The organism is Thioclava sp. F42-5, from assembly GCF_002213195.1.
In the GTDB taxonomy this organism is placed as follows: Bacteria; Pseudomonadota; Alphaproteobacteria; order Rhodobacterales; family Rhodobacteraceae; genus Thioclava; species Thioclava nitratireducens.
Window position 1 is genome coordinate 592,802 of record NZ_NBNZ01000002.1, and the last position, 19,363, is coordinate 612,164.

Genomic DNA, 19,363 nt, shown 5'->3' on the forward strand with positions numbered 1-19,363 from the left:
CAACTGGCGACCGAATGTGGGGCGGTCGGCAGCTTGACCCGGAGAAGGGGGGCGGTTACCGCTCCCCTTATCTCATTTCTGGGGGTCGGTTGCGGTGACGGCGCGGCCCGGGGAGGACACTGATGCTTGATCTCGACACCGATACCCGCGCGGAGCTTTCGGCCTTGGCCGCTGAGCTTGCCGATTGCGCGCGGCGGGAGACCTTGGCGCAGTTCCGTCCCGTGGGCGGGATCGGCGCGGATAACAAGCTCGAAGGTGGGTTCGATCCGGTGACCGAGGCCGACCGTGCCGCCGAGGCCGCGATGCGTGCCCTGATCATGGAGCGTCGTCCGCAAGACGGCATCTACGGCGAAGAGCATGGCGTCACCCGCGGGCAAAGCGGACTGACCTGGGTACTCGACCCGATCGACGGCACCCGCGGCTACCTGTCGGGAACGCCGACCTGGGGCGTGCTAATCGCCTTGTGCGCCGAGGAACCGGACGGCCCCGGCGCGCCGCTCATGGGCGTGATCGACCAACCTTATATCGGCGAACGTTTTACCGGCGGCTTCGGACGCGCGACGCTCGACGGTCCGCATGGCGCGCGCCAGCTTGGCGTGCGGACCGGGCGCGGGCTCGACAGCGCGACGCTTTTCACCACCTTCCCCGAAGTCGGCACGGCGGAAGAGGGCGCGGCCTTCGCTCGGCTGTCGAAGCAGGTGCGGCTGACGCGTTACGGCATGGATTGCTACGCCTATGCGCTGCTTGCCGCCGGCCAGATCGATCTGGTGGTCGAGGCCGGCCTGCAGCCCTATGACGTGGCGGCTCCGATCGCGGTGATCGAAGCGGCGGGAGGCCTTGTCACCAATTGGCAGGGTGGTCCGGCCCATCGCGGCGGGCAGGTGCTCGCCGCCGCCTCGCCGGAGATTCATGCCGCCGCGCTCGAAGCGCTGAACGGCTAATCTCTTACTCTTTTTGAAAAGATCCCGCCGGATGAGGCGAGATCAGCGGCCTTTCAGTGCAAGGACGCCCCGCGGAACGCCCGAAGCGCAAGCGGAGGGCAGAAAAGAGCGGGGGCCGCGCCCCCTCGTGCTTCAATCCTTGCGCTTGCGGAACAGTTTCTCGCGCCCGATCCGATCGAGAAGATCGCGCGTCGCCTCGGTGCCGAAATGCTGGCGGTGGGCGAGGTCGGGCAAGCGCTCGGATATCTCGCGGCCCAATTCTTCGGGTAGAAGTGACAGCGTCGCCTCGGACACCATCAGGCTCTCGACCGGAACGCCTTCGGCATAGATGATCTCATGCCGGTCGAAGACCAGCGCGAAGTAATCGACGAACCCGCCCTCGCGCTGCCAGACATTCTCGCCATCGACGAGATGCTTCGCCTGCACGAGGATTTCCGACGTGTCGCCCAACTTCTGCGCGCCGCGGCGATAGAGGAACACGCGGTGATGGGGCGAGATCACCAGGTCGCCTTCATTGCCCAGTACGCCCGCCGAAATCACGACCGGCGCGAAAGACCCCAGCGCGCGCATCGTCGCCTTCGCCGCCAGCTTCACCGGCTGCGGGCCATTGTCGCGGGTCAGCACCCGCGCGCCGGGGGTGAGTTGCTCGATCGGCATCTGCGCGCCGCCGGCCAGCGTGATCATCGTGCCGGTGGTGAAGGCCACGCAGACGAGGTCCGACAGCCGCACCTCGCCGGGATCGTCGCGCGCCTCCAGCAACGTGTAGTCGAAGCGCGCTGCCATCGGTGAGAGCGGCAACGCGTAATGCGCGCCCGTGGCCTCGTGGCAGATCATCAGGATGTCGACCGTGTCGCCCTCGGGCGTGATCAGCAGGTGCCGCGCGATCAGCTCGAGCGCATCCCCCGGCGCGCCGATCTCGGAGCCTTCAGCAACGGTCGGCGCGGCGCCTTGCTGGGCCAGCACGAGGCGGCGCGGTTTGGCGGCGCGATGGAGCTGATAAATGTCGCCGGGTTCGCAATCTTCGGCAAGGCCGAGCGCGTCGCCCTGATTGGCCCCGGAGGTGACCCAGATATCCTCTGCCTCGAAGACGTGAACGATCTGGCTCGGGTTTGACACGCGCTCTCCCTCGCCCTGTCGGGCCGTCTGAAACTGCTGGATCGCATCGGCTTACCGCGGGCCGCTCGTGATGGTCAAGCGGCCACAGCGCGCTTGTCCTCCCATTCGGGCAAGCTACTGTGCGAGGCGTAGCTGGCAGGGCCGCGCGCGATGTTTCGCGCGATGGGCTCGCCGGATCACGCCGGAGAATGAAAGCAAAGGAGAGGGCGCGATGGATCTTGGTATCAGGGGCCGCAAGGCGATCGTATGTGCGGGCTCGAAAGGGCTAGGACGGGGCTGCGCGATGGCGCTCGCGCAGGCAGGTGTCGACATCGTGCTGAATGCGCGCGGCGCCGATACGCTGGCCGCGACGGCGAACGAGATCATGGCCGCCACCGGGGTCACCGTGACGCCCGTGGCCGCCGACATCACCACGCCCGAGGGACGCGCGGCGGTGCTAGGCGAAGCGGGCGAGGTCGACATTCTGGTGACCAATGCGGGCGGGCCGCCTCCGGGCAACTGGCGCGACTGGTCGCGCGACGATTTCATCGCGGCGCTCGATGCGAACATGCTGGCCCCGATCGCGATGATGCAGGCGGTGCTGCCGGCCATGATCGAGCAGCGCTGGGGGCGGGTGGTCAATATCACCTCGCAATCCGTGCGCGCGCCGATCGCGCAGCTCGGCCTGTCGAACTCTGCACGTTCCGGCCTGACCGGCTTCGTCGCCGGCACTTCGCGGCAGGTCGCGGAATATGGCGTGAACATTAACAACCTGTTGCCGGGCCTGCATGCGACCGACCGCGCGGTGTCGCTCGATACGGCGGCGGCGAAGGCGAAGGGCATCTCGGTCGAGGAAGCCAAAGCGCAGCGCGAGGCATCGATCCCGGTGCGTCGCTACGGCACGCCCGAGGAGTTCGGTGCGACCTGTGCCTTCATGTGTTCGGTTCACGCCGGGTTCATGGTCGGGCAGAACGTGATGCTCGACGGCGGGCTGAACAACATCTCGATCTGAGCCGGGTCTGCCGGACGACCTACCGGGCTTGCTTGGGGGGCGGGGGGCTGTTATCTCCCGCCGTGCATTGCCTGACACTTTCGGTCGAGATTTCGCTGCATGAGCGCACAATTACCCCCTCCGCGCCTCGAAGTTCGCGCGCTTGGCCGCGTGTTCGACGGGTTGGCCGTGGTCGACGACGTGTCCTTTGCGATCCCAGCGGGGCAGGTGACCTGTCTGCTGGGCCCCTCGGGCTGCGGCAAATCGACGACGCTCCGGCTGATCGCGGGAGTCGATACGCAGGATGCGGGCGAGATCTACGTCGACGGAGCCGCGATCAGCGACGGCTCCGTTCACGTCCCGCCCGAGCAACGCGCGATCGGGCTGATGTTTCAGGACTTTGCGCTGTTTCCGCATCTGACGGTTGCCGAGAATATCGCCTTCGGCCTCAAGGGCGATGCGGCGGCAAAGCGCGCCCGCGTGACGGAATTGCTCGAGAAGGTCCGCCTGCTGCGCCATCGCGACAGCTATCCGCACGGGCTTTCGGGCGGCGAGCAGCAGCGCGTGGCGCTAGCACGTGCGCTTGCACCCCGACCGCGTATCCTCTTGATGGACGAGCCTTTCTCGGGACTGGACGAACGCCTGCGCGACGATATCCGCGACGAGACTCTGGCGCTTCTGAAAGAGGAAAACACAGCCGTTCTGCTGGTCACGCATGAGCCGCATGAGGCGATGCGGATGGCCGATGAGATCCTGCTGATGCGCGGCGGGAAGATCGTGCAGCGCGGCGCACCCTATAACCTCTATAACGCGCCTGTGGACCGGGCGGCGGCGGCGTTCTTCTCGGATGTGAACGTGCTCAAGGGGCAGGTGCAGGACGCGCTGACCGTGACGCCCTTCGGCGATTTCCTGACGCCGGGCCATGCAGACGGGACCGAAATCGACATCGTGATCCGCCCGCAGCATCTGAAGATCGATTTTGACCGGGCAGGGCGCGGCCCGTCCCCGACGCCGCAGGACGGCACGCCCGCGCGGGGCGTCGTCGAACGCGCACGCTTCTTGGGCCGCGAGAGCCTCGTCGAGTTCCGGATGGATTTCGACGGCACGATACTGCGCGCCAGCGTCCCGAACGTATTCCTGCCGAAGCCCGGCACGCCGATGTGGCTGATGATCCGGCGCGATCGCTGCTTTGTCTTCCCGGCGAAAGGGGGCGACGCTTAACCGCTCAGCGGTCCTGTCGCCCCGCACGTCCGCCCCGGCGCTTGCGCAGTTGCGGCGCTCGCTCGGGCAGTTCCGCCATCACCTCGCGGCGCGCCTCGGGCGTCATCCGCGACCACGCGCCGATTTCTTCCATCGTGCGGTAGCAGCCGATGCAGATCCGCGCCTCGGGGTGAATCTGGCAGAGCTTGACGCAGGGGCTCTCGATCTCGGCGCGTTTCCAGATGTCGTCGGTGTTTTGCGGATCGTTCATGCCGCCCCCAGATAGCGCAGCCGATCCAGCGCGCCTTGCAGAATGAAGCTTGCCGCGACGTGGTCGATCGCCTCTGCGCGTTTGGCGCGCGACATATCGGCCTCCAGCATCGCGCGTTCGGCGGCGACCGTGCTCAGCCGCTCGTCCCAATAGCTGATCGGCAGATCGGTGAGGCGGCTGAGATTGCGAGCGAAGGCGCGGGTCGATTGGCAGCGCGCTCCTTCGGTCCCGTCCATGTTCTTCGGCAGGCCGAGGATCAGCCCCTTCAAATCACGCTCCGCCACGATCTTGAGAAGCGCCTCGGCATCTAGGCCGAACTTCCTGCGCTTGATCGTCGATAGCGGCGTCGCGACCGAGCGCAGCCCGTCGGACACCGCGACGCCGATGGTCTTGGTGCCCAGATCGAGCCCTGCGACGCCGCCCATGCGCGGGATCGCATCGGCGAATTCCTCGATCGTCTCGCAGATCATTGCGCCACACCTGCCGATTTCGCCGCCGCCTCGACCTGAGCCAGCGCATCCGGTTTGTCGGCCAACGCCTTCTGCGCCTCGCCCCAGGCTTCCTTGGCGCGGTCGGTTTGGCCCAACGTGGCGAGGGACGAGATCACCCGCGCCCATTCCTGCGGCGTGCCACCCTCGGTGGTCAGGCGGTCAAAGAGACCATCGACCATGCCCTGGATCATCTGCTGGCGCTCCTCGGGCGTCATCGAGGCCGCGTCCTTCATCTGCTGCGCGCTCGGACCGGGCAGGGCGGGGGCCGCCTGCGGGGCGCTTTGCCCCGCCGGAGCGCCACCCATGTCCTGCAGCGCCTGACCGGCCGGGGCCTGATGGGCCGCGTCGATCTTCGCCATGTCGCCCGGGCGCGAGCCGAATTTGCCCTTCGCTTCGCCATAGACCGCATCTGCGCGGTCGACCTCACCGATCATGCGCAGCGACGAAATCAGGCGTGCCCAGTCATCTGCGCTGCCGCCTTCCTGCGCCAGCCGGTCGTTCAGGCGCTCCACCATCGAGCGGATCATCTGCTGACGCGCCTCGGGCGACATGTCCGCCGCCGCCGCGACATCTGCCTGCGACGGGCCGGGTGCGCCGCGCGGTCTCGGCGGGGTGTAATCCTTCTCGCCCGCGAGCCATGCCAGTTCCTCGATGTTCTGCTGCACCAGCGGCACCCACGGATCGCTGCTTTCCGAGTTGCGCAGCAGGTTGTCCCAGAGGCGGAACGCCCGGTCGCCACGCCCGTTCTGCGCCATCATCAGGCCAACGTAATAGAGCGCGAGCCCGTTATTCTGGTCCATCTTCAGCGCGGTCGCGAATACTTTCTCCGCCTCGGGCGTGATCAGCCCGCCAGCGGCCACGGCCATCATCTCACCCAGCTCGGCGTAATCCTGAGCGGTGGCGGCATCGCCCTTTGTCGCGACGAGCCGCTGCTGCGCTTTCCATGCGGCGTCGAAATTGCCCAGCGCCGCCTCGTTGCGTGCAAGCAGTTCGAGGCCCTTCGGATCGTCTGGCTTCTTCGCCACCGCTTCGCGCAGCTTCTTCATCAGTTCGAGGAATTTCGGGTCCGGATTGGCCGGGGGGGTCGCACGGGCTTTCTGCATCTTCTCGGCGTCGGCCTGCGAGGGGCGGCTGTCATAGAGCTTATCGGCATCCGCGAAACGCTGCGCGATCGGCTGGTCCTGATAGCCCTCCGCGCCCATCCGGGTATAGAGCCAGAACGCCGCGCCGAAGATCACGACGCCACCGATCACCAGCGCGATGGTCGGCCCTTTCGGTGCCCGGCCCAGATCGGAGCCTGCCTGCGCCTTGCGGTCCGCCTCGAGCATCCGGCGCGAAATTTCCAGCTTTGCCCGGTCGGCTTCCTCGCGTGATGTGACTCCACGCTCGACGTCGCGTTCCAGATCGCGCAGCTGGTCGCGATAGACCTGCACGTCATACGAGGCCGCCGGTGCCATCTCGTCTTCCCCACGTCCGCGCAACAGGGCAAGCGCAAACAGAAGCGCAATGACCGCAACGAGCGCGGCGGCGATAATCCAGAACAGCATGGCGTCTCCTCATCCTTCGCCTCCCATTTAGGCGAGATGACGCCGCGCCGAAAGGGTCTAGCGCGTGAATGGAACCCGATGTCGCAGGCCCATGTCGCTTTTTTCCCTGCGATGCCGCAACAGGGGGGCTTTCGCCCGCCGCCCCGGTCCATCACAAAGGCGAAAGAGTCGAGACTGCTCGGAGGCGCGCTCATGAAACGCTATTCGATGTTTGCCGTTGCGCGTGAGGCGATGCGCTTCCATCGCGGTTGGGAGCGGGCCTGGCGCTCGCCCGAGCCGAAGAAACGCTACAAGGTCATTGTCGTGGGGGCAGGGGGGCATGGCCTCGCCACCGCCTATTACCTTGGCAAGGTGCATGGGATCACCGATGTCGCGGTGATCGAGAAGGGCTGGCTGGGCGGCGGCAATACCGGCCGCAACACCACGATCATCCGCTCGAACTACCTGCAGGATCCGTCGGCGGCGATCTACGAGAAAGCCCGTGCGCTTTACGAGAATCTGAGCCAGGATCTGAACTACAACGTGATGTTCTCGCCGCGCGGTCTTCTGATGCTGGGCCAGACCGAGCACGAGGTGCGCGGCTACAAGCGCACGGTGCACGCCAACCGCCTGCAGGGCATCGACACCGAATGGATCGGACCGGAGCAGGTCAAGGAGCTGGTGCCGATCATCAATATCGACGGGCCGCGTTACCCGGTGTTGGGCGCTCTGCTGCAAAAGCGCGGCGGCACGGCGCGGCACGACGCGGTGGCCTGGGGCTATGCGCGGGCGTGCTCGGACATGGGCATGGACATCATCCAGAAATGCGAAGTGACCGGTGTGCGCACCGAAGGCGGCAAGGTGCAGGGCATCTCGACCACCAAGGGCGAGATCGACTGCGAACAGCTCGCCATCATCGTCGCGGGGCATTCCTCGGTCCTCGCCGAAATGGCGGGCTTCCGTCTGCCGATCGAGAGCGTCGCGCTGCAGGCTTGGGTCTCAGAGCCGATCAAACCCTGCATGGACGTTGTCGTGATGGCCAACACGGTGCACGGCTACATGTCGCAATCCGACAAGGGCGAGATGGTGATCGGCGGCGGCACGGACGGGTTCAACAACTACACCCAACGCGGCTCGTGGCACCATGTCGAGGAAACCACCCGCGCGCTGGTCGAGACCTTTCCGATCATCTCGCGCCTGAAAATGCTGCGCCAATGGGGCGGCATCGTGGACATGACCGGCGACCGCTCGCCCATCCTGTCGAAAACGCCGGTCGAGGGCATCTTCGTCAATTGCGGCTGGGGCACCGGCGGGTTCAAGGCGATCCCGGGCTCGGGCTATGGCATGGCCGAGCTGATCGCGCGCGGCCACTCGCCGCTGACCGACCAATTCGGCCTCGACCGCTTCAAGGAAGGCCGCTTCATCGATGAAAGCGTCGCCGCAGGGGTGGCGCACTGATGAAGACGACCTCCCTTTCGACCTGCTTCAAATCCCTCCCGGCGCTCTCCAGTAAAGAGGTGCATCCGACATGCTGACCCTCACCTGTCCCTGCTGCGGCGTCACCGCCGAGGAAACCGAATTCGCCCCGGGCGGAGAGGCGCATCTAAAGCGCTTCGGGCCGGGCTCGTCGGATGACGAGTTCGAGGGATACCTGTTCGCCCGCAAGAACCCGAAAGGCGTCCATTTCGAGCGCTGGCGGCATGCCTATGGCTGCGGCAAGTGGTTCCTGGCGGCGCGCGACACGGGCACGCTCGAGGTATTTGCGACCTACAAGGCGCAGACCACCGAGCCCCCCGCCGATGTGATCGCGAAGATCAAAGCGAAACGCCCCGACTGGGAGGGCTATAAATGAGCACGCGTCTTTCCAAGGGTGGTCGTCTGATCGACCGCGCGAAACCGCTCGCCTTCACCTTCAACGGCAAGCCGATGCGCGGCTTTGCGGGCGATACGCTGGCCTCGGCGCTCTTGGGCGGCGGTCAGGTCATGGTGGGCCGGTCGTTCAAATATCACCGCCCGCGCGGCATCGTGGCCTCGGGCGCGGAAGAGCCGAACGCGCTCGTCGGTCTGGGCCGTAACGCGCGGTTCGAGCCCGACCAGCGCACCACCACGACCGAGCTGTTCGAGGGGGCCGAGACCACCAGCCAGAACCACTGGCCGTCGCTCGATTTCGACATCGGCGAGATCAACAACACCTTCTACAAATTCCTGCCCGCGGGCTTCTACTACAAGACCTTCATGGCCCCGCGCGCAGCGTGGAAGCACCTGTTCGAACCCATCATCCGCAAATCGGCGGGCTTGGGCGGCGTGCCGAAAGAGGCCGACCCGGATCGCTACGAGCAGGTCTACGCCCATTGCGACGTGCTCGTCGTGGGCGGGGGTGTGGCGGGTCTTGCCGCGGCGCTCAAGGAAGGCCGCGCCGGTAAACGCGTCTGGCTGATCGAGCAGACCCCGAACTGGGGCGGGCGCACGCCGGTCGATGGCGGTCAAATCGACGGTCACGACGCGCAGACCTGGATCGACAGCGCGCTGGTCGAACTGTCCTCGATGGAGAATGTCACGATGCGCACCCGCCTGATGGCGGCGGGTCTGCACGATCATGGCTATGTCATCGGCTACGAGAACCTCGCCGACACCACTCCCGGCGATGGCCGTCCGCGCCACCGTCTCTGGCGCATCCGTGCGGGCCACACGATCACCGCGACCGGCGCGATCGAACGTCCGCTTGCTTTCGCGGGCAATGACGTGCCCGGCGTGATGCTGGCCTCGGCGGTGCGCGATTACATCGTGAACTGGGCGGTCTCGCCCGGCGATCGCACGGTGATCGTGACCAACAACGACGACGCCTATCGCACGGCGCTCGCGATCCTCGATGCGGGGCTGACGGTCTCGGCCGTCGTCGATGCGCGCGAGGAAACCCATGGCGCGCTGCCCGAAGCCGTGAAGGCGCGCGGTGTGCGTGTGCTTGAAGGCCGCGGCATCGCGAAAGTGCTCGGCCGCAAACGCGTCTCCGGCGTCGAGATCTGCGCACAGGCCGGCGAGGGCGGGGCGGTCGAGACGATCGACTGCGATTGCGTCGCGATGTCGGGCGGCTGGTCGCCGGTCGTGCACCTGTGGTCGCATTGCGGCGGCAAGCTGACCTGGGACGATGCGCGTGCGATGTTCCGCCCCGATCCGAACCGTCCGCCGACCGGCGCGGATGGGACCGGCATGGCGACGGTCGTGGGGGCCGCCAATGGCGATCTGACGCTCTCCGAGGCGATGGGCGGTCTGGGCATCGGCGCGGCTTCCGAGGAGGAAGCGCCGCTCGCCCCCGTCTGGATGATGCCCGCGGGCGCGCCCGATGCGCTGCGCTTCAAGAGCTTCCTCGACTACCAGAACGACGTGAAGGTCTCCGACGTGCAGCTGGCCGCCCGCGAGGGCTACGAGTCGGTCGAACATACCAAGCGCTACACCACGCTCGGCATGGCGACCGATCAGGGAAAGCTGAGCAATATCAACGGGCTCGCTATTCTCTCGGATGCGCTTGGCCAACCGATCCCGGCCACTGGCACGACCACCTTCCGCCCGCCCTACACGCCGATTTCGCTCGGCGCCGTGACGGCGGAAGCCAAGGGCGAGCTGTTCCAGCCGCTGCGCCGCACCCCGATCCAGTCCTGGCACGAAGCCAAGGGCGCGCATTGGGAGCCGGTCGGCCATTGGCGTCGCCCCTATTGCTACCCGAAATCGGGCGAGAGCCACCGCGACGCGGTCAACCGTGAGATCACCAATACCCGCAAGAATGTGGGCATGCTCGACGCCTCGACGCTGGGCAAGATCGTGGTGAAAGGGCCGGATGCGGGGAAATTCCTCGACATGCTCTACACCAACATGATGTCGACGCTGAAAGTCGGCAAATGCCGCTACGGGCTGATGTGCAACGAGAACGGCTTCCTGATGGATGACGGGGTCGTGGCGCGCCTGTCCGAAGATACGTGGCTGTGCCACACCACCTCGGGCGGGGCGGATCACATCCACGGCTGGATGGAAGACTGGCTGCAATGCGAGTGGTGGGACTGGAAGGTCTACACCGCCAACCTGACCGAGCAATATGCCCAGATCGCCGTCGTCGGCCCGAAGTCGCGCGAACTGCTGGAGCGACTGGGTGGCATGGATGTCAGTAAGGAGACGCTGCCCTTCATGCAATGGGCGGACGGCACGCTGGGCGGTTTCGACGCGCGCATCTTCCGCATCTCCTTCTCGGGCGAGCTGAGCTACGAGATCGCGGTTCCCGCGTCGCAGGGCCTCGCGCTGTGGGAGAAGCTGATGACCGAGGGCGAAGCGCTTGGCGTGATGCCCTACGGCACCGAGGCGCTGCACGTGATGCGCGCCGAGAAGGGCTTCATCATGATCGGCGACGAGACCGACGGCACCGTGATCCCGCAGGATCTGGGCCTCAACTGGGCGATCTCGAAGAAGAAGACCGACTATCTGGGCAAGCGCGCGCAGGAGCGGTCCCACATGACCGACCCGAACCGCTGGAAGCTCGTCGGCCTCGAGACGCTCGACGGATCGGTCATCCCCGATGGCAGCCACGCGCCCGCCGACGGGTTCAACGCCAACGGTCAGCGCAACACGCAAGGCCGCGTCACCTCGACCTATTACTCGCCGACGATCGGCAAGGGTATCGCGATGGGGCTGGTGCTGAACGGGCCCGACCGGATGGGCGAGGTGATCGAGTTCACCGGTGAGGGCGAGGACATGGTCAAGGCGCGGATCGTCGATCCGGTCTTCTACGACAAAGACGGGGAGAAGCAGAATGTCTGAGGCCGTCAGCGCCCTTTCCGGGCAGAGCCACGAAGGTTTCGTCACCGTGTCCGAGGCCGGACTGGTGGGCATGATCTCCATCCGCTGCGATCTGGGCGCGAAGGCGCTGGCCAAGGCGCTCAAGGCCGAGGGGCTGCCCGTCCCCGGTCCGCGCCGGATCGAGACCGTCGACGGGCGCTCCATCGCGTGGATGAGCCCGGATGAGCTGTTGCTGATCTGCGCCCATGACGAGGCGCCCGCGCTTACCGACCGGGTTGCCGAGGCGCTTGCCGCAGAGCATGCGCTGGTCGTCAACGTCTCTGACGCCCGCGCGATGTTCACCATCCGCGGCGAAAAGGCCGACCAAGTGGTGATGAAGCTCTCCCCCGCCGATGTCGCGACTCTACCCAAAGGCGAGATCCGCCGCTCCCGTGCGGCACAAGTGGCGGCGGCGTTCTGGCGATCGGGGGAAGACGAGATCTCGCTAGTCTCCTTCCGCTCCGTCGCGGGCTACGTGATGGGTCTTCTGGAGGTCTCCTCGCGCCCCGGGTCGGAATTGTTTTGAGGGGCGGGGACTGGCGCCCGCCGGCCCTCAGTCCAGGCTATTCAGTGTTCGGGGTCGTGTCGTTTGAAACGACGAATTCTCACTCCGTCTCACGCCTCAGGGGAATGTCAAGCAATTGGAAAGCCGAAATAATTACTAAGCCTCGGTCCGTCTATGCTGCCGCTGCGGTGCAGGCGGGATGCCGGTTGCCGCGCAGTTCGAGACGCCCGGCTTTCCGTCTTCTCTGAGGCTAGAGCCAGGCGTTTTTCGCCTTCAATGAACCAAATATCCCGTGCGGGCCCGGGGGCAGCCCCCCCGAACTTCACGGTCGGTCCGAAAATGAAACCGCGCGCCGGGGCGGGGCCTTGGCGCGCGGTTCGGTCTCGATCAGGATCGGTTTACTCCAGCTCGATCAGCAAATCCTTCGCGTCGATCTGGGCGCCCGGCGAAACGTGGATCGCTTTCACGGTGGCGTCGCGCTCGGAGTGGATGCCGGTTTCCATCTTCATCGCCTCGATGGTCAGGAGCATATCGCCCGGCTTCACCTTCTGGCCGACATTGACCGCGATCGAGGCGATCGAACCCGGCATAGGCGCACCGATATGATCCGGGTTGCCCGCCTCGGCCTTCGGTTTCGCCGCCGTCGTCGCCTTCACCGCGCGGTTCGGAACGCGCACGGCGCGGGGCTGGCCGTTGAGCTCGAAATAGACCTTCACCTCGCCCAGTTCGTCGGTGTCGCCGGTGGTGAGATAGCGGATCTCCAGCGTTTTGCCGGGGTCGATCTCGGCGGAAATCTCGTCCTGCGGCTCCATCCCGTAGAAGAAGACGGGGGTCGGCAGGGTGCGCACCGGGCCATAGGCTTCGTGGCGACTTGCGTAATCGGTGAAGACCTTGGGATACATCAGGTAACCCGCCAGATCCTCGTTATCGATCTCGCGCCCGTCGAGTTGTTCGGAGGCCTCCTTGCGGGCGGCTTCCAGATCCACCGGGGGCAGGTTTTTACCGGGACGCTCGGTCGAAGGCGTTTCGCCCTTGAGCACCTTCGCCACGATCCCCTCGGGCCAGCCGCCGGGCGGTTGGCCGAGATTGCCGCGCATCATGTCGATGACCGAATCCGGGAAGGAGACGTCCTTGGCCGGATCGAGCACGTCTTCCTTGGACAGGCCCTGCGCGACCATCATCAGCGCCATGTCGCCTACGACTTTCGAGGACGGCGTGACCTTTACGATATCGCCGAAGATCTGGTTGGCATCGGCATAGGCCTGCGCCACCTCGTGCCAACGCTCTTCCAGCCCCAGCGAGCGCGCCTGCGCCTTGAGGTTGGTGAACTGGCCGCCGGGCATTTCGTGCAGGTAGACCTCGGAGGCGGGAGCCTCGAGACCGCTCTCGAAGGCCGCGTATTGGTGGCGCACGGCCTCCCAGTAGTTCGAGATCATCCGGATCGCGTGGATATCGAGGCCGGTATCGCGCTCGGTATGGGCCAGCGCCTCCACGATGGAGCCGAGGCAGGGCTGCGAAGTGCCGCCCGAGAACGCGTCCATCGCCGCGTCCACCGCATCGACGCCCGCATCGGCGGCAGCTAGGATCGTCGCGCCTGCGATGCCAGAGGTGTCATGGGTGTGGAAGTGGATCGGGATATCGACCTCTTCCTTGAGCGCCGAGATCAGCTGACGCGCGGCGGCCGGTTTCAGAAGGCCCGCCATGTCCTTGAGGCCGAGGATATGGGCGCCCGCCGCTTCCAGCTCTTTCGCCATGCCGATATAGTATTTCAGGTCATACTTCGCGCGGTCGGGATCGAGGATGTCGCCAGTGTAGCAGATCGTGCCTTCGCAGATCTTGCCGCTCTCGATCACCGCATCCATCGCGACGCGCATGTTCTCGACCCAGTTCAGCGAGTCGAAGACGCGGAACACGTCGACGCCGCTTTCCGCCGCCTGCTTGACGAAGAACTGCACCACGTTGTCAGGGTAGTTCGTGTAGCCCACGCCGTTCGAGGCGCGCAGAAGCATCTGGGTCAGGATGTTGGGCATCTCTTCGCGGATGTCGCGCAGGCGCTGCCACGGGCATTCCTGCAAGAAGCGGTAGGCCACGTCGAATGTCGCGCCGCCCCAGCATTCGACCGAGAACAGATCGCTCAGGTTTGAGGCATAGGCGGGGGCTGCCTTGATCATGTCGATCGAACGCATCCGGGTTGCCAGCAGCGATTGGTGGCCGTCGCGCATCGTGGTGTCGGTCAGCAGCAGCTTCTTCTTCGCCTTCATCCAGTCGGCGACCGCCTTCGCGCCCTCTTTCTCGAGCAGGTTGCGGCTGCCGGGCTTCACCTCGTCTTTCAACGCGGGCAGGCGCGGCGGTCTCGCCTCGGCATGCGGCTTGTTGCGGCCCGCGGTCTCGGGGTGACCGTTCACCGTGATGTCCGCGATATAGGTCAGGATCTTGGTGCCCCGGTCGCGGCGTTGCTTGAAGTCGAACAGCTCCGGCGTCGTGTCGATGAACTTCGTCGTGTAGCTCATGTCGAGGAAGGTCGGGTGCTTGAGCAGGTTGATGACGAAGTCGATATTCGTGCTCACGCCGCGGATACGGAATTCGCGCAGGGCGCGGTCCATCCGGCGGATCGCCTGATCGGGGTCCTGCGCCCAGGCCGTGACCTTCACCAGCAGCGAGTCATAATAGCGGGTGATGACGCCGCCCGCATAGGCTGTGCCGCCATCGAGGCGGATGCCGTTGCCGGTGGCCGAACGATAGGCGGTCAGTCGGCCGTAATCGGGGATGAAGTTGTTCTGCGGGTCCTCGGTGGTCACGCGGCATTGCAGCGCGTGGCCCGACAGTTCGATCTCGTCCTGCGACTTGGCGCGGGTCGCCTCTGCGAGTGTCGCGCCTTCGGCAATCTTGATCTGGGCCTGCACGATGTCGATGCCGGTGACTTCCTCGGTCACGGTATGCTCGACCTGAACGCGCGGGTTCACCTCGATGAAGTAGAAATTGTCGGTGTCCATATCCATCAGGAATTCGACCGTGCCGGCACATTCATAGCCGACCGCCTGACCGATCTTCAGCGCGAGTTGGCAGACCTCTTCGCGCTGTGCGTCCGACAGGTAGGGGGCAGGGGCGCGCTCGACGACCTTCTGGTTGCGGCGCTGCACGGTGCAGTCGCGCTCGTAGAGGTGATAGAGATTGCCATGCGTGTCGCCCAGAAGCTGCACTTCGACGTGGCGCGCGCGGGTGATCATCTTCTCGAGATAGCCCTCGCCATTTCCGAAGGCGGCTTCGGCTTCGCGCCGGCCTTCGCGGACCTTCTCGACCAGTTCCTCCTCGCCGAGGATCGGGCGCATGCCGCGCCCGCCGCCGCCCCAGCTGGCTTTCAGCATCAGCGGGTAGCCGATCTCGGCGGCCTCTTTCTTGATCGCGTCGAAATCCTCGCCCAGCACTTCGGTCGCGGGAATGACCGGCACGCCGGCCTTGATCGCGACGCGACGGGCCGAGGCCTTGTCGCCGAGCGCGCGCATCGTTTCGGCTCTCGGGCCGATGAAGGTGATGCCGGCGGCATCGCAGGCTTCGACGAAATCGGGGTTCTCCGACAGCAGGCCATAGCCCGGGTGGATCGCGTCGGCGCCGCTTTCCTTGGCGACGCGGATGATCTCTTCGATCGAGAGATAGGCACCGACGGGCGAGAGGCCTTCGCCAATGCGATAGGCTTCATCGGCCTTGAAGCGGTGCAGGCCCAACTTGTCCTCTTCGGCGTAGACGGCGACCGTCTTCTTGCCCAGCTCGTTGGCGGCGCGCATCACCCGGATGGCGATCTCGCCACGGTTGGCCACGAGGATCTTGTTGAACATAGCGTTCTCCCTGTTGTCGAAAGTGGCCGCTACGGTACAGTTGCCGCGCCGCAGCGCAAGGGCCTACCTGCAAACTTGGGCAAATTTACTGACCAATGTGCGAGAGTTTGCAAAGTCGATCCGCACCGATGCGCGCCCGTCCCGGTCCGGTCCGGGATTGACTAGACTGACGCTCTGGGCAAGGTGGGGCGCATGATCGATCTGCGCCCGGTTGGATATATCATCGGAATGCTGACATCCGTGCTGGGGCTGACGATGCTTATCCCGGCGGCGGTGGATTTGGGCCATGGTGCAGCGCATTGGCTGGTTTTCGTCGAAAGCGCGGTGCTGACGACGACGGCAGGCGCGCTGCTGGCGCTGGCCTCCCGCGACGGGCTGGCGCGGACGCTCTCGATCCATCAAAGCTTTCTGCTGACCTCGCTCGTCTGGCTGACGCTGCCGTTCTTCGGGGCGCTACCTTTCATGCTGGGTGTGCCGCATCTGTCTCTGGTCGATGCCTATTTCGAGGCGATGTCAGGGCTGACCACGACCGGCACCACCGCGATTCCGCAACTCGATACGCTGCCGCCGGGGGTGAACCTGTGGCGCGGACTGCTGCAATGGCTGGGCGGTCTGGGGATCATCATCGTCGCGATGATCTTCCTTCCGGTGATGAAGGTCGGGGGGATGCAGTTCTTCCGCTCGGAAGGGTTTGACACGCTTGGGAAAATCCTGCCGCGCGCAATGGATATCTCGACCGCGCTGATCCGCATCTATGTCGGGCTGACGATTGCCTGCGCGCTGACCTATATCGGTCTCGGCATGAAGGGGTTCGACGCGATCATGCACGCCCTTACGACGATGAGCACGGGCGGCTTCTCGAATTACGACGCCAGCTTCGCCGTTTATAAGGGCGCGCCCGAATACGCGGCCTCGGTCTTCATGGCGCTGGCCGCGATGCCGTTCATCCGCTTCGTTCAGGTGATGCGCGGCGATACGATGCCACTGTGGCGCGACCCGCAGGTGCGCGCCTTCCTGCGCTGGATGGGCTACGCGATCGCGATCATCGTGCTCTACCGCATGATCCGCCACGAGGCCTCTTTCTGGCCGACGCTGCGGGAGGTGACGTTCAACGTGGTCTCGACCTTCACCGGCACCGGCTATGCCTCTGAGGACGTGACCCAATGGGGCCATCTGGCCTTCACGATCCTGCTGATTTCCGGACTGATCGGGGGCTGCACGGCCTCCACCGCCTGTTCCGTCAAGGTGTTCCGCTACCTGATCCTGCTGGAGGCGATCAAGGCGCAGATCCAGCGGCTCTACTCGCCCCACCGCCTGCTGAAGGTGCAATATGGCGGGCGCCCTGTCGAGGATAGCGTGGTCAACTCGGTGATGGCGTTCTTTTCGCTCTTCATCCTGATCTTCGGGATGCTGATCATCGCGCTGACCTTCACCGGGCTCGGAACCGAAACGGCGATGACCGCCGCCTGGACCTCGATCGCCAATATCGGCCCCGCATGGGGCCCCGAGATCACCGCGAACGGCTCGGTCGCGGATTTCCCCGACAGCGCGAAGTGGCTGATGAGCGCGGCGATGTGTCTCGGGCGGCTCGAATTGATGAGCGTGCTCGTGCTGCTGCTGCCGCGCTTCTGGCGGGGCTGATCACTTCCAGCAGGAAATCTGCACCACCATCCCGTCTGCCATCTGCTGCAGGTCTTCCGGCGCGCGGTTGGCCGAGATGCCCGCCTCTTTCGGCGTGAATCCCTTGTCCGACAGCCCCGGCGTCATTGCCTTGCTTTGCAGCGCGACGCTCAGATTGTCGGGCAGCACCCGGTTCGCGTCGTCACTCGCGGGCAGCAACATCCCCACGACCGCGCCCGTCCCGTCGAGCACCGGCCCGCCCACGTCGCCCGCGCGGGTCTGCGCCTCGATCCGGGCCTGATTGTCTTGTCCTTCCAGCCCCTTGAGCGCCGAGAGCGTACCGAAATTCAGCACCGGCGCGGAGAGCGCTTCGGGGTAGGAGAAGCCCGCTACCGCGACCTTCGCCCCGGCCAGCGGCGCGTCGGGATTGAATTTCGCGACTTCCCTCGGGGCGAGCGTGTCTTGCGGCGTCAGAACCGCGTAACCCTTGGCGCCGCCGTCGAAGCTGAGCGAGGCGGCATGGTCTTCGATCGTGATCCGGCCGCACTGGTCGAGCCCCTCGGCGGCGGTCAGCACATGGCCGTCCGCATCGATGAAGAAGCCCGAGCGCGAGAAGACCGGTGCGCGTTTCTCGATCCCCGCCATCAGGGCGGCCCGCGTTACCGACATCGGCTGACCGAGCGTCGCGTCGAGCGTCTTGGAGCCGATCGGCGTGAAGCTTCTCTTCATCGCGTCGAGCACGCGATTCATTCGCTTGTCGTCCCCGGCGGGCCAAACCAGCGTGAAGCCCTTGATCTGCCCGTTCGAGAGCTCCGCATGGGTGTAGGAATGGACCGCCGTATTCGCGCCCTCGATGGTGAAGCTGTTGCCGCGGATGTTGCGCTCGCCGCCCGTCGGCACGATTTCAAGCGTCTGCATCGCGTCATAGAGCCCGCGCAGCCGCGCCGTGTCGCCGGGCTGAGAGATCAGCAGAACCTGCACGCCGCTGTCGTCCTTGGGTGCGTAATTGACGAACGGCGCGTTGTAGCGGGCGAATTTCACCAGCCCCATCGGCAGCTCGATCCGGATCCCGGCTTCCTGCTCGGTGACGGTCTGCAGCCCCAGCGCCGCGCGCTCGGAGGCGACCTTGTCGAGAAGTGCGGCCTGCTGGGTCGAGGACAGGACGCCTGTTGGCTGGTAGCCATTCTTCGACTGCCAGTCGGCGATGGAGCCGCGCGTGCCACGGCCGAAAATCCCGTCGATCGCGCCCTGATAGCTGCCTTCCCATTCCAGCGCGGTCTGGATGTCGCCCTTGGTCTGCGGATCGAGGGCGGCTTCGAGACGGCGCGACTCCGCCAGCGTCTCCACCGGCTCGGGCGCGGGCGTAGCCTCTTGCGGGGCTGGGGTGACGTCCCGCAGGGCCGGTGCGTCAGTCGCCGCGGTGGTGTCGGAGTTCAGCGCTTCGGGCGCGGTGGTGGTATCTTGGGCAGACGTATCGGGTGTGCTCGCCATCGCATCGGGTGACGTGGTCTGATCGCTCGATTGCGCCGTCTCATCCGGACCGTCCAGCGGCTCCACGTCGATCGGCGCAGGCATCGGCGCGCCGCGCACGTCGCTTTGCGTGTCGGCTTGCGGGGCGGGCTGGGTCGCCTGCGGGGCTGTGTTCAATGTCGCGCCCACCGGCCAGAATTGCTGGCGGAAGTTGTTGCCATCGGCCACGAAACTGTCGCGCGGGATCAGACCCTCGCGGCGCAGAACCCGGCGCCGCGCATTCGCTTCCGCATCGTCGGCAAAGGGGCCAAGCGCGATCGCATACCAGCCGGAATCGAGCCGGAACCCGGTCGTGTCAGGGAACATGCCCGCCCAGTCGCGGGCGCGCGCTTCGGCTTGGGCAAGCGAGCTTTTCGCCTCGATCTGTACCCAGGCCTCGGCCCAGGCCGTGCCGGTCCAGACCATGCCGGTCAGGCTGGCCCCGACGACGATCGAAACTGTCCGTGAAATTGCCCGCATTGCCACTCCCCGATGATATAAGCTTTTCCCTCGAACTTAGCGCAACGCGAGCCGAGGTCACCCCCCAAACGCCCCCGTTC

At 65.7% G+C, this 19,363-nt stretch carries 14 protein-coding genes; 8 read left to right on the forward strand and 6 right to left on the reverse strand.

Annotation, left to right across the window (positions count from 1 at the left end; translation table 11 throughout):
• The first annotated feature begins 122 nt into the window (after positions 1-122).
• Positions 123-941 (forward strand): inositol monophosphatase family protein, encoded by an 819-nt coding sequence (locus B6V74_RS08125; protein ID WP_088720078.1) that lies wholly within the window; start codon positions 123-125, stop codon positions 939-941.
• Between the two features lie 132 nt (positions 942-1,073).
• On the opposite strand, the gene B6V74_RS08130 is transcribed toward B6V74_RS08125, so the two are convergent.
• Positions 1,074-2,057 carry a Hint domain-containing protein gene (locus B6V74_RS08130; protein ID WP_088722486.1) on the reverse strand — a complete coding sequence of 328 codons (984 nt, stop codon included), beginning with the start codon at positions 2,055-2,057 and terminating at the stop codon, positions 1,074-1,076.
• Positions 2,058-2,268: 211 nt separating this feature from the next.
• On the opposite strand from B6V74_RS08130, the gene B6V74_RS08135 reads away from it, so the two are divergent.
• Both B6V74_RS08135 and B6V74_RS08140 read left to right on the forward strand, forming a co-directional pair.
• Positions 2,269-3,048 carry an SDR family oxidoreductase gene (locus B6V74_RS08135; protein WP_075776968.1) on the forward strand — a complete coding sequence of 260 codons (780 nt, stop codon included), beginning with the start codon at positions 2,269-2,271 and terminating at the stop codon, positions 3,046-3,048.
• Positions 3,049-3,147: 99 nt separating this feature from the next.
• Entirely contained in the window at positions 3,148-4,248 is a 1,101-nt protein-coding gene (locus tag B6V74_RS08140) for an ABC transporter ATP-binding protein (protein ID WP_088722487.1), read from the forward strand.
• A 4-nt stretch (positions 4,249-4,252) separates the two neighbouring features.
• Here B6V74_RS08140 and B6V74_RS08145 read toward each other — a convergent pair whose 3' ends face one another.
• Genes B6V74_RS08145 through ccmI form a run of 3 tightly spaced genes read right to left on the reverse strand, consistent with a single transcriptional unit; the run spans position 4,253 to position 6,536 of the window.
• Entirely contained in the window at positions 4,253-4,498 is a 246-nt protein-coding gene (locus B6V74_RS08145; protein ID WP_078548071.1) for a DUF1289 domain-containing protein, read from the reverse strand.
• Positions 4,495-4,968 carry a Holliday junction resolvase RuvX gene (ruvX, locus tag B6V74_RS08150; RefSeq protein ID WP_088720082.1) on the reverse strand — a complete coding sequence of 158 codons (474 nt, stop codon included), beginning with the start codon at positions 4,966-4,968 and terminating at the stop codon, positions 4,495-4,497. Before ruvX ends, B6V74_RS08145 begins: the two co-directional genes overlap by 4 nt.
• Positions 4,965-6,536, reverse strand: coding sequence for a c-type cytochrome biogenesis protein CcmI (ccmI, locus tag B6V74_RS08155; RefSeq protein WP_088722488.1), 1,572 nt, complete (start codon positions 6,534-6,536; stop codon positions 4,965-4,967). The genes ruvX and ccmI overlap by 4 nt, the downstream gene beginning before the upstream one ends.
• A gap of 192 nt (positions 6,537-6,728) precedes the next feature.
• On the opposite strand from ccmI, the gene B6V74_RS08160 reads away from it, so the two are divergent.
• The 4 genes from B6V74_RS08160 (at position 6,729) to B6V74_RS08175 (ending at position 11,862) form a co-directional block, all read left to right on the forward strand.
• Positions 6,729-7,973 carry a sarcosine oxidase subunit beta family protein gene (locus B6V74_RS08160; protein WP_088722489.1) on the forward strand — a complete coding sequence of 415 codons (1,245 nt, stop codon included), beginning with the start codon at positions 6,729-6,731 and terminating at the stop codon, positions 7,971-7,973.
• Between the two features lie 70 nt (positions 7,974-8,043).
• Positions 8,044-8,367 (forward strand): sarcosine oxidase subunit delta, encoded by a 324-nt coding sequence (locus B6V74_RS08165; RefSeq protein WP_088720084.1) that lies wholly within the window; start codon positions 8,044-8,046, stop codon positions 8,365-8,367.
• Entirely contained in the window at positions 8,364-11,318 is a 2,955-nt protein-coding gene (locus B6V74_RS08170; RefSeq protein WP_075776962.1) for a sarcosine oxidase subunit alpha family protein, read from the forward strand. The genes B6V74_RS08165 and B6V74_RS08170 overlap by 4 nt, the downstream gene beginning before the upstream one ends.
• On the forward strand, positions 11,311-11,862 hold the full coding sequence (locus B6V74_RS08175; RefSeq protein ID WP_088722490.1) for a sarcosine oxidase subunit gamma family protein: 552 nt from the start codon (positions 11,311-11,313) through the stop codon (positions 11,860-11,862). Before B6V74_RS08170 ends, B6V74_RS08175 begins: the two co-directional genes overlap by 8 nt.
• Before the next feature lie 377 nt (positions 11,863-12,239).
• Here B6V74_RS08175 and pyc read toward each other — a convergent pair whose 3' ends face one another.
• A complete protein-coding gene (gene pyc / locus B6V74_RS08180; RefSeq protein ID WP_088722491.1) occupies positions 12,240-15,674 on the reverse strand; it encodes a pyruvate carboxylase in 3,435 nt (1,144 codons plus the stop codon).
• 192 nt (positions 15,675-15,866) lie between these two features.
• Here pyc and B6V74_RS08185 point away from each other — a divergent pair, with 192 nt between their 5' ends.
• Positions 15,867-17,315: a TrkH family potassium uptake protein gene (locus B6V74_RS08185; protein WP_075776959.1), complete on the forward strand. Its 1,449-nt coding sequence runs from the start codon at positions 15,867-15,869 to the stop codon at positions 17,313-17,315.
• Here B6V74_RS08185 and B6V74_RS08190 read toward each other — a convergent pair whose 3' ends face one another.
• Positions 17,316-19,283: a trypsin-like peptidase domain-containing protein gene (locus tag B6V74_RS08190; protein WP_088722492.1), complete on the reverse strand. Its 1,968-nt coding sequence runs from the start codon at positions 19,281-19,283 to the stop codon at positions 17,316-17,318.
• Positions 19,284-19,363 lie beyond the last annotated feature (80 nt).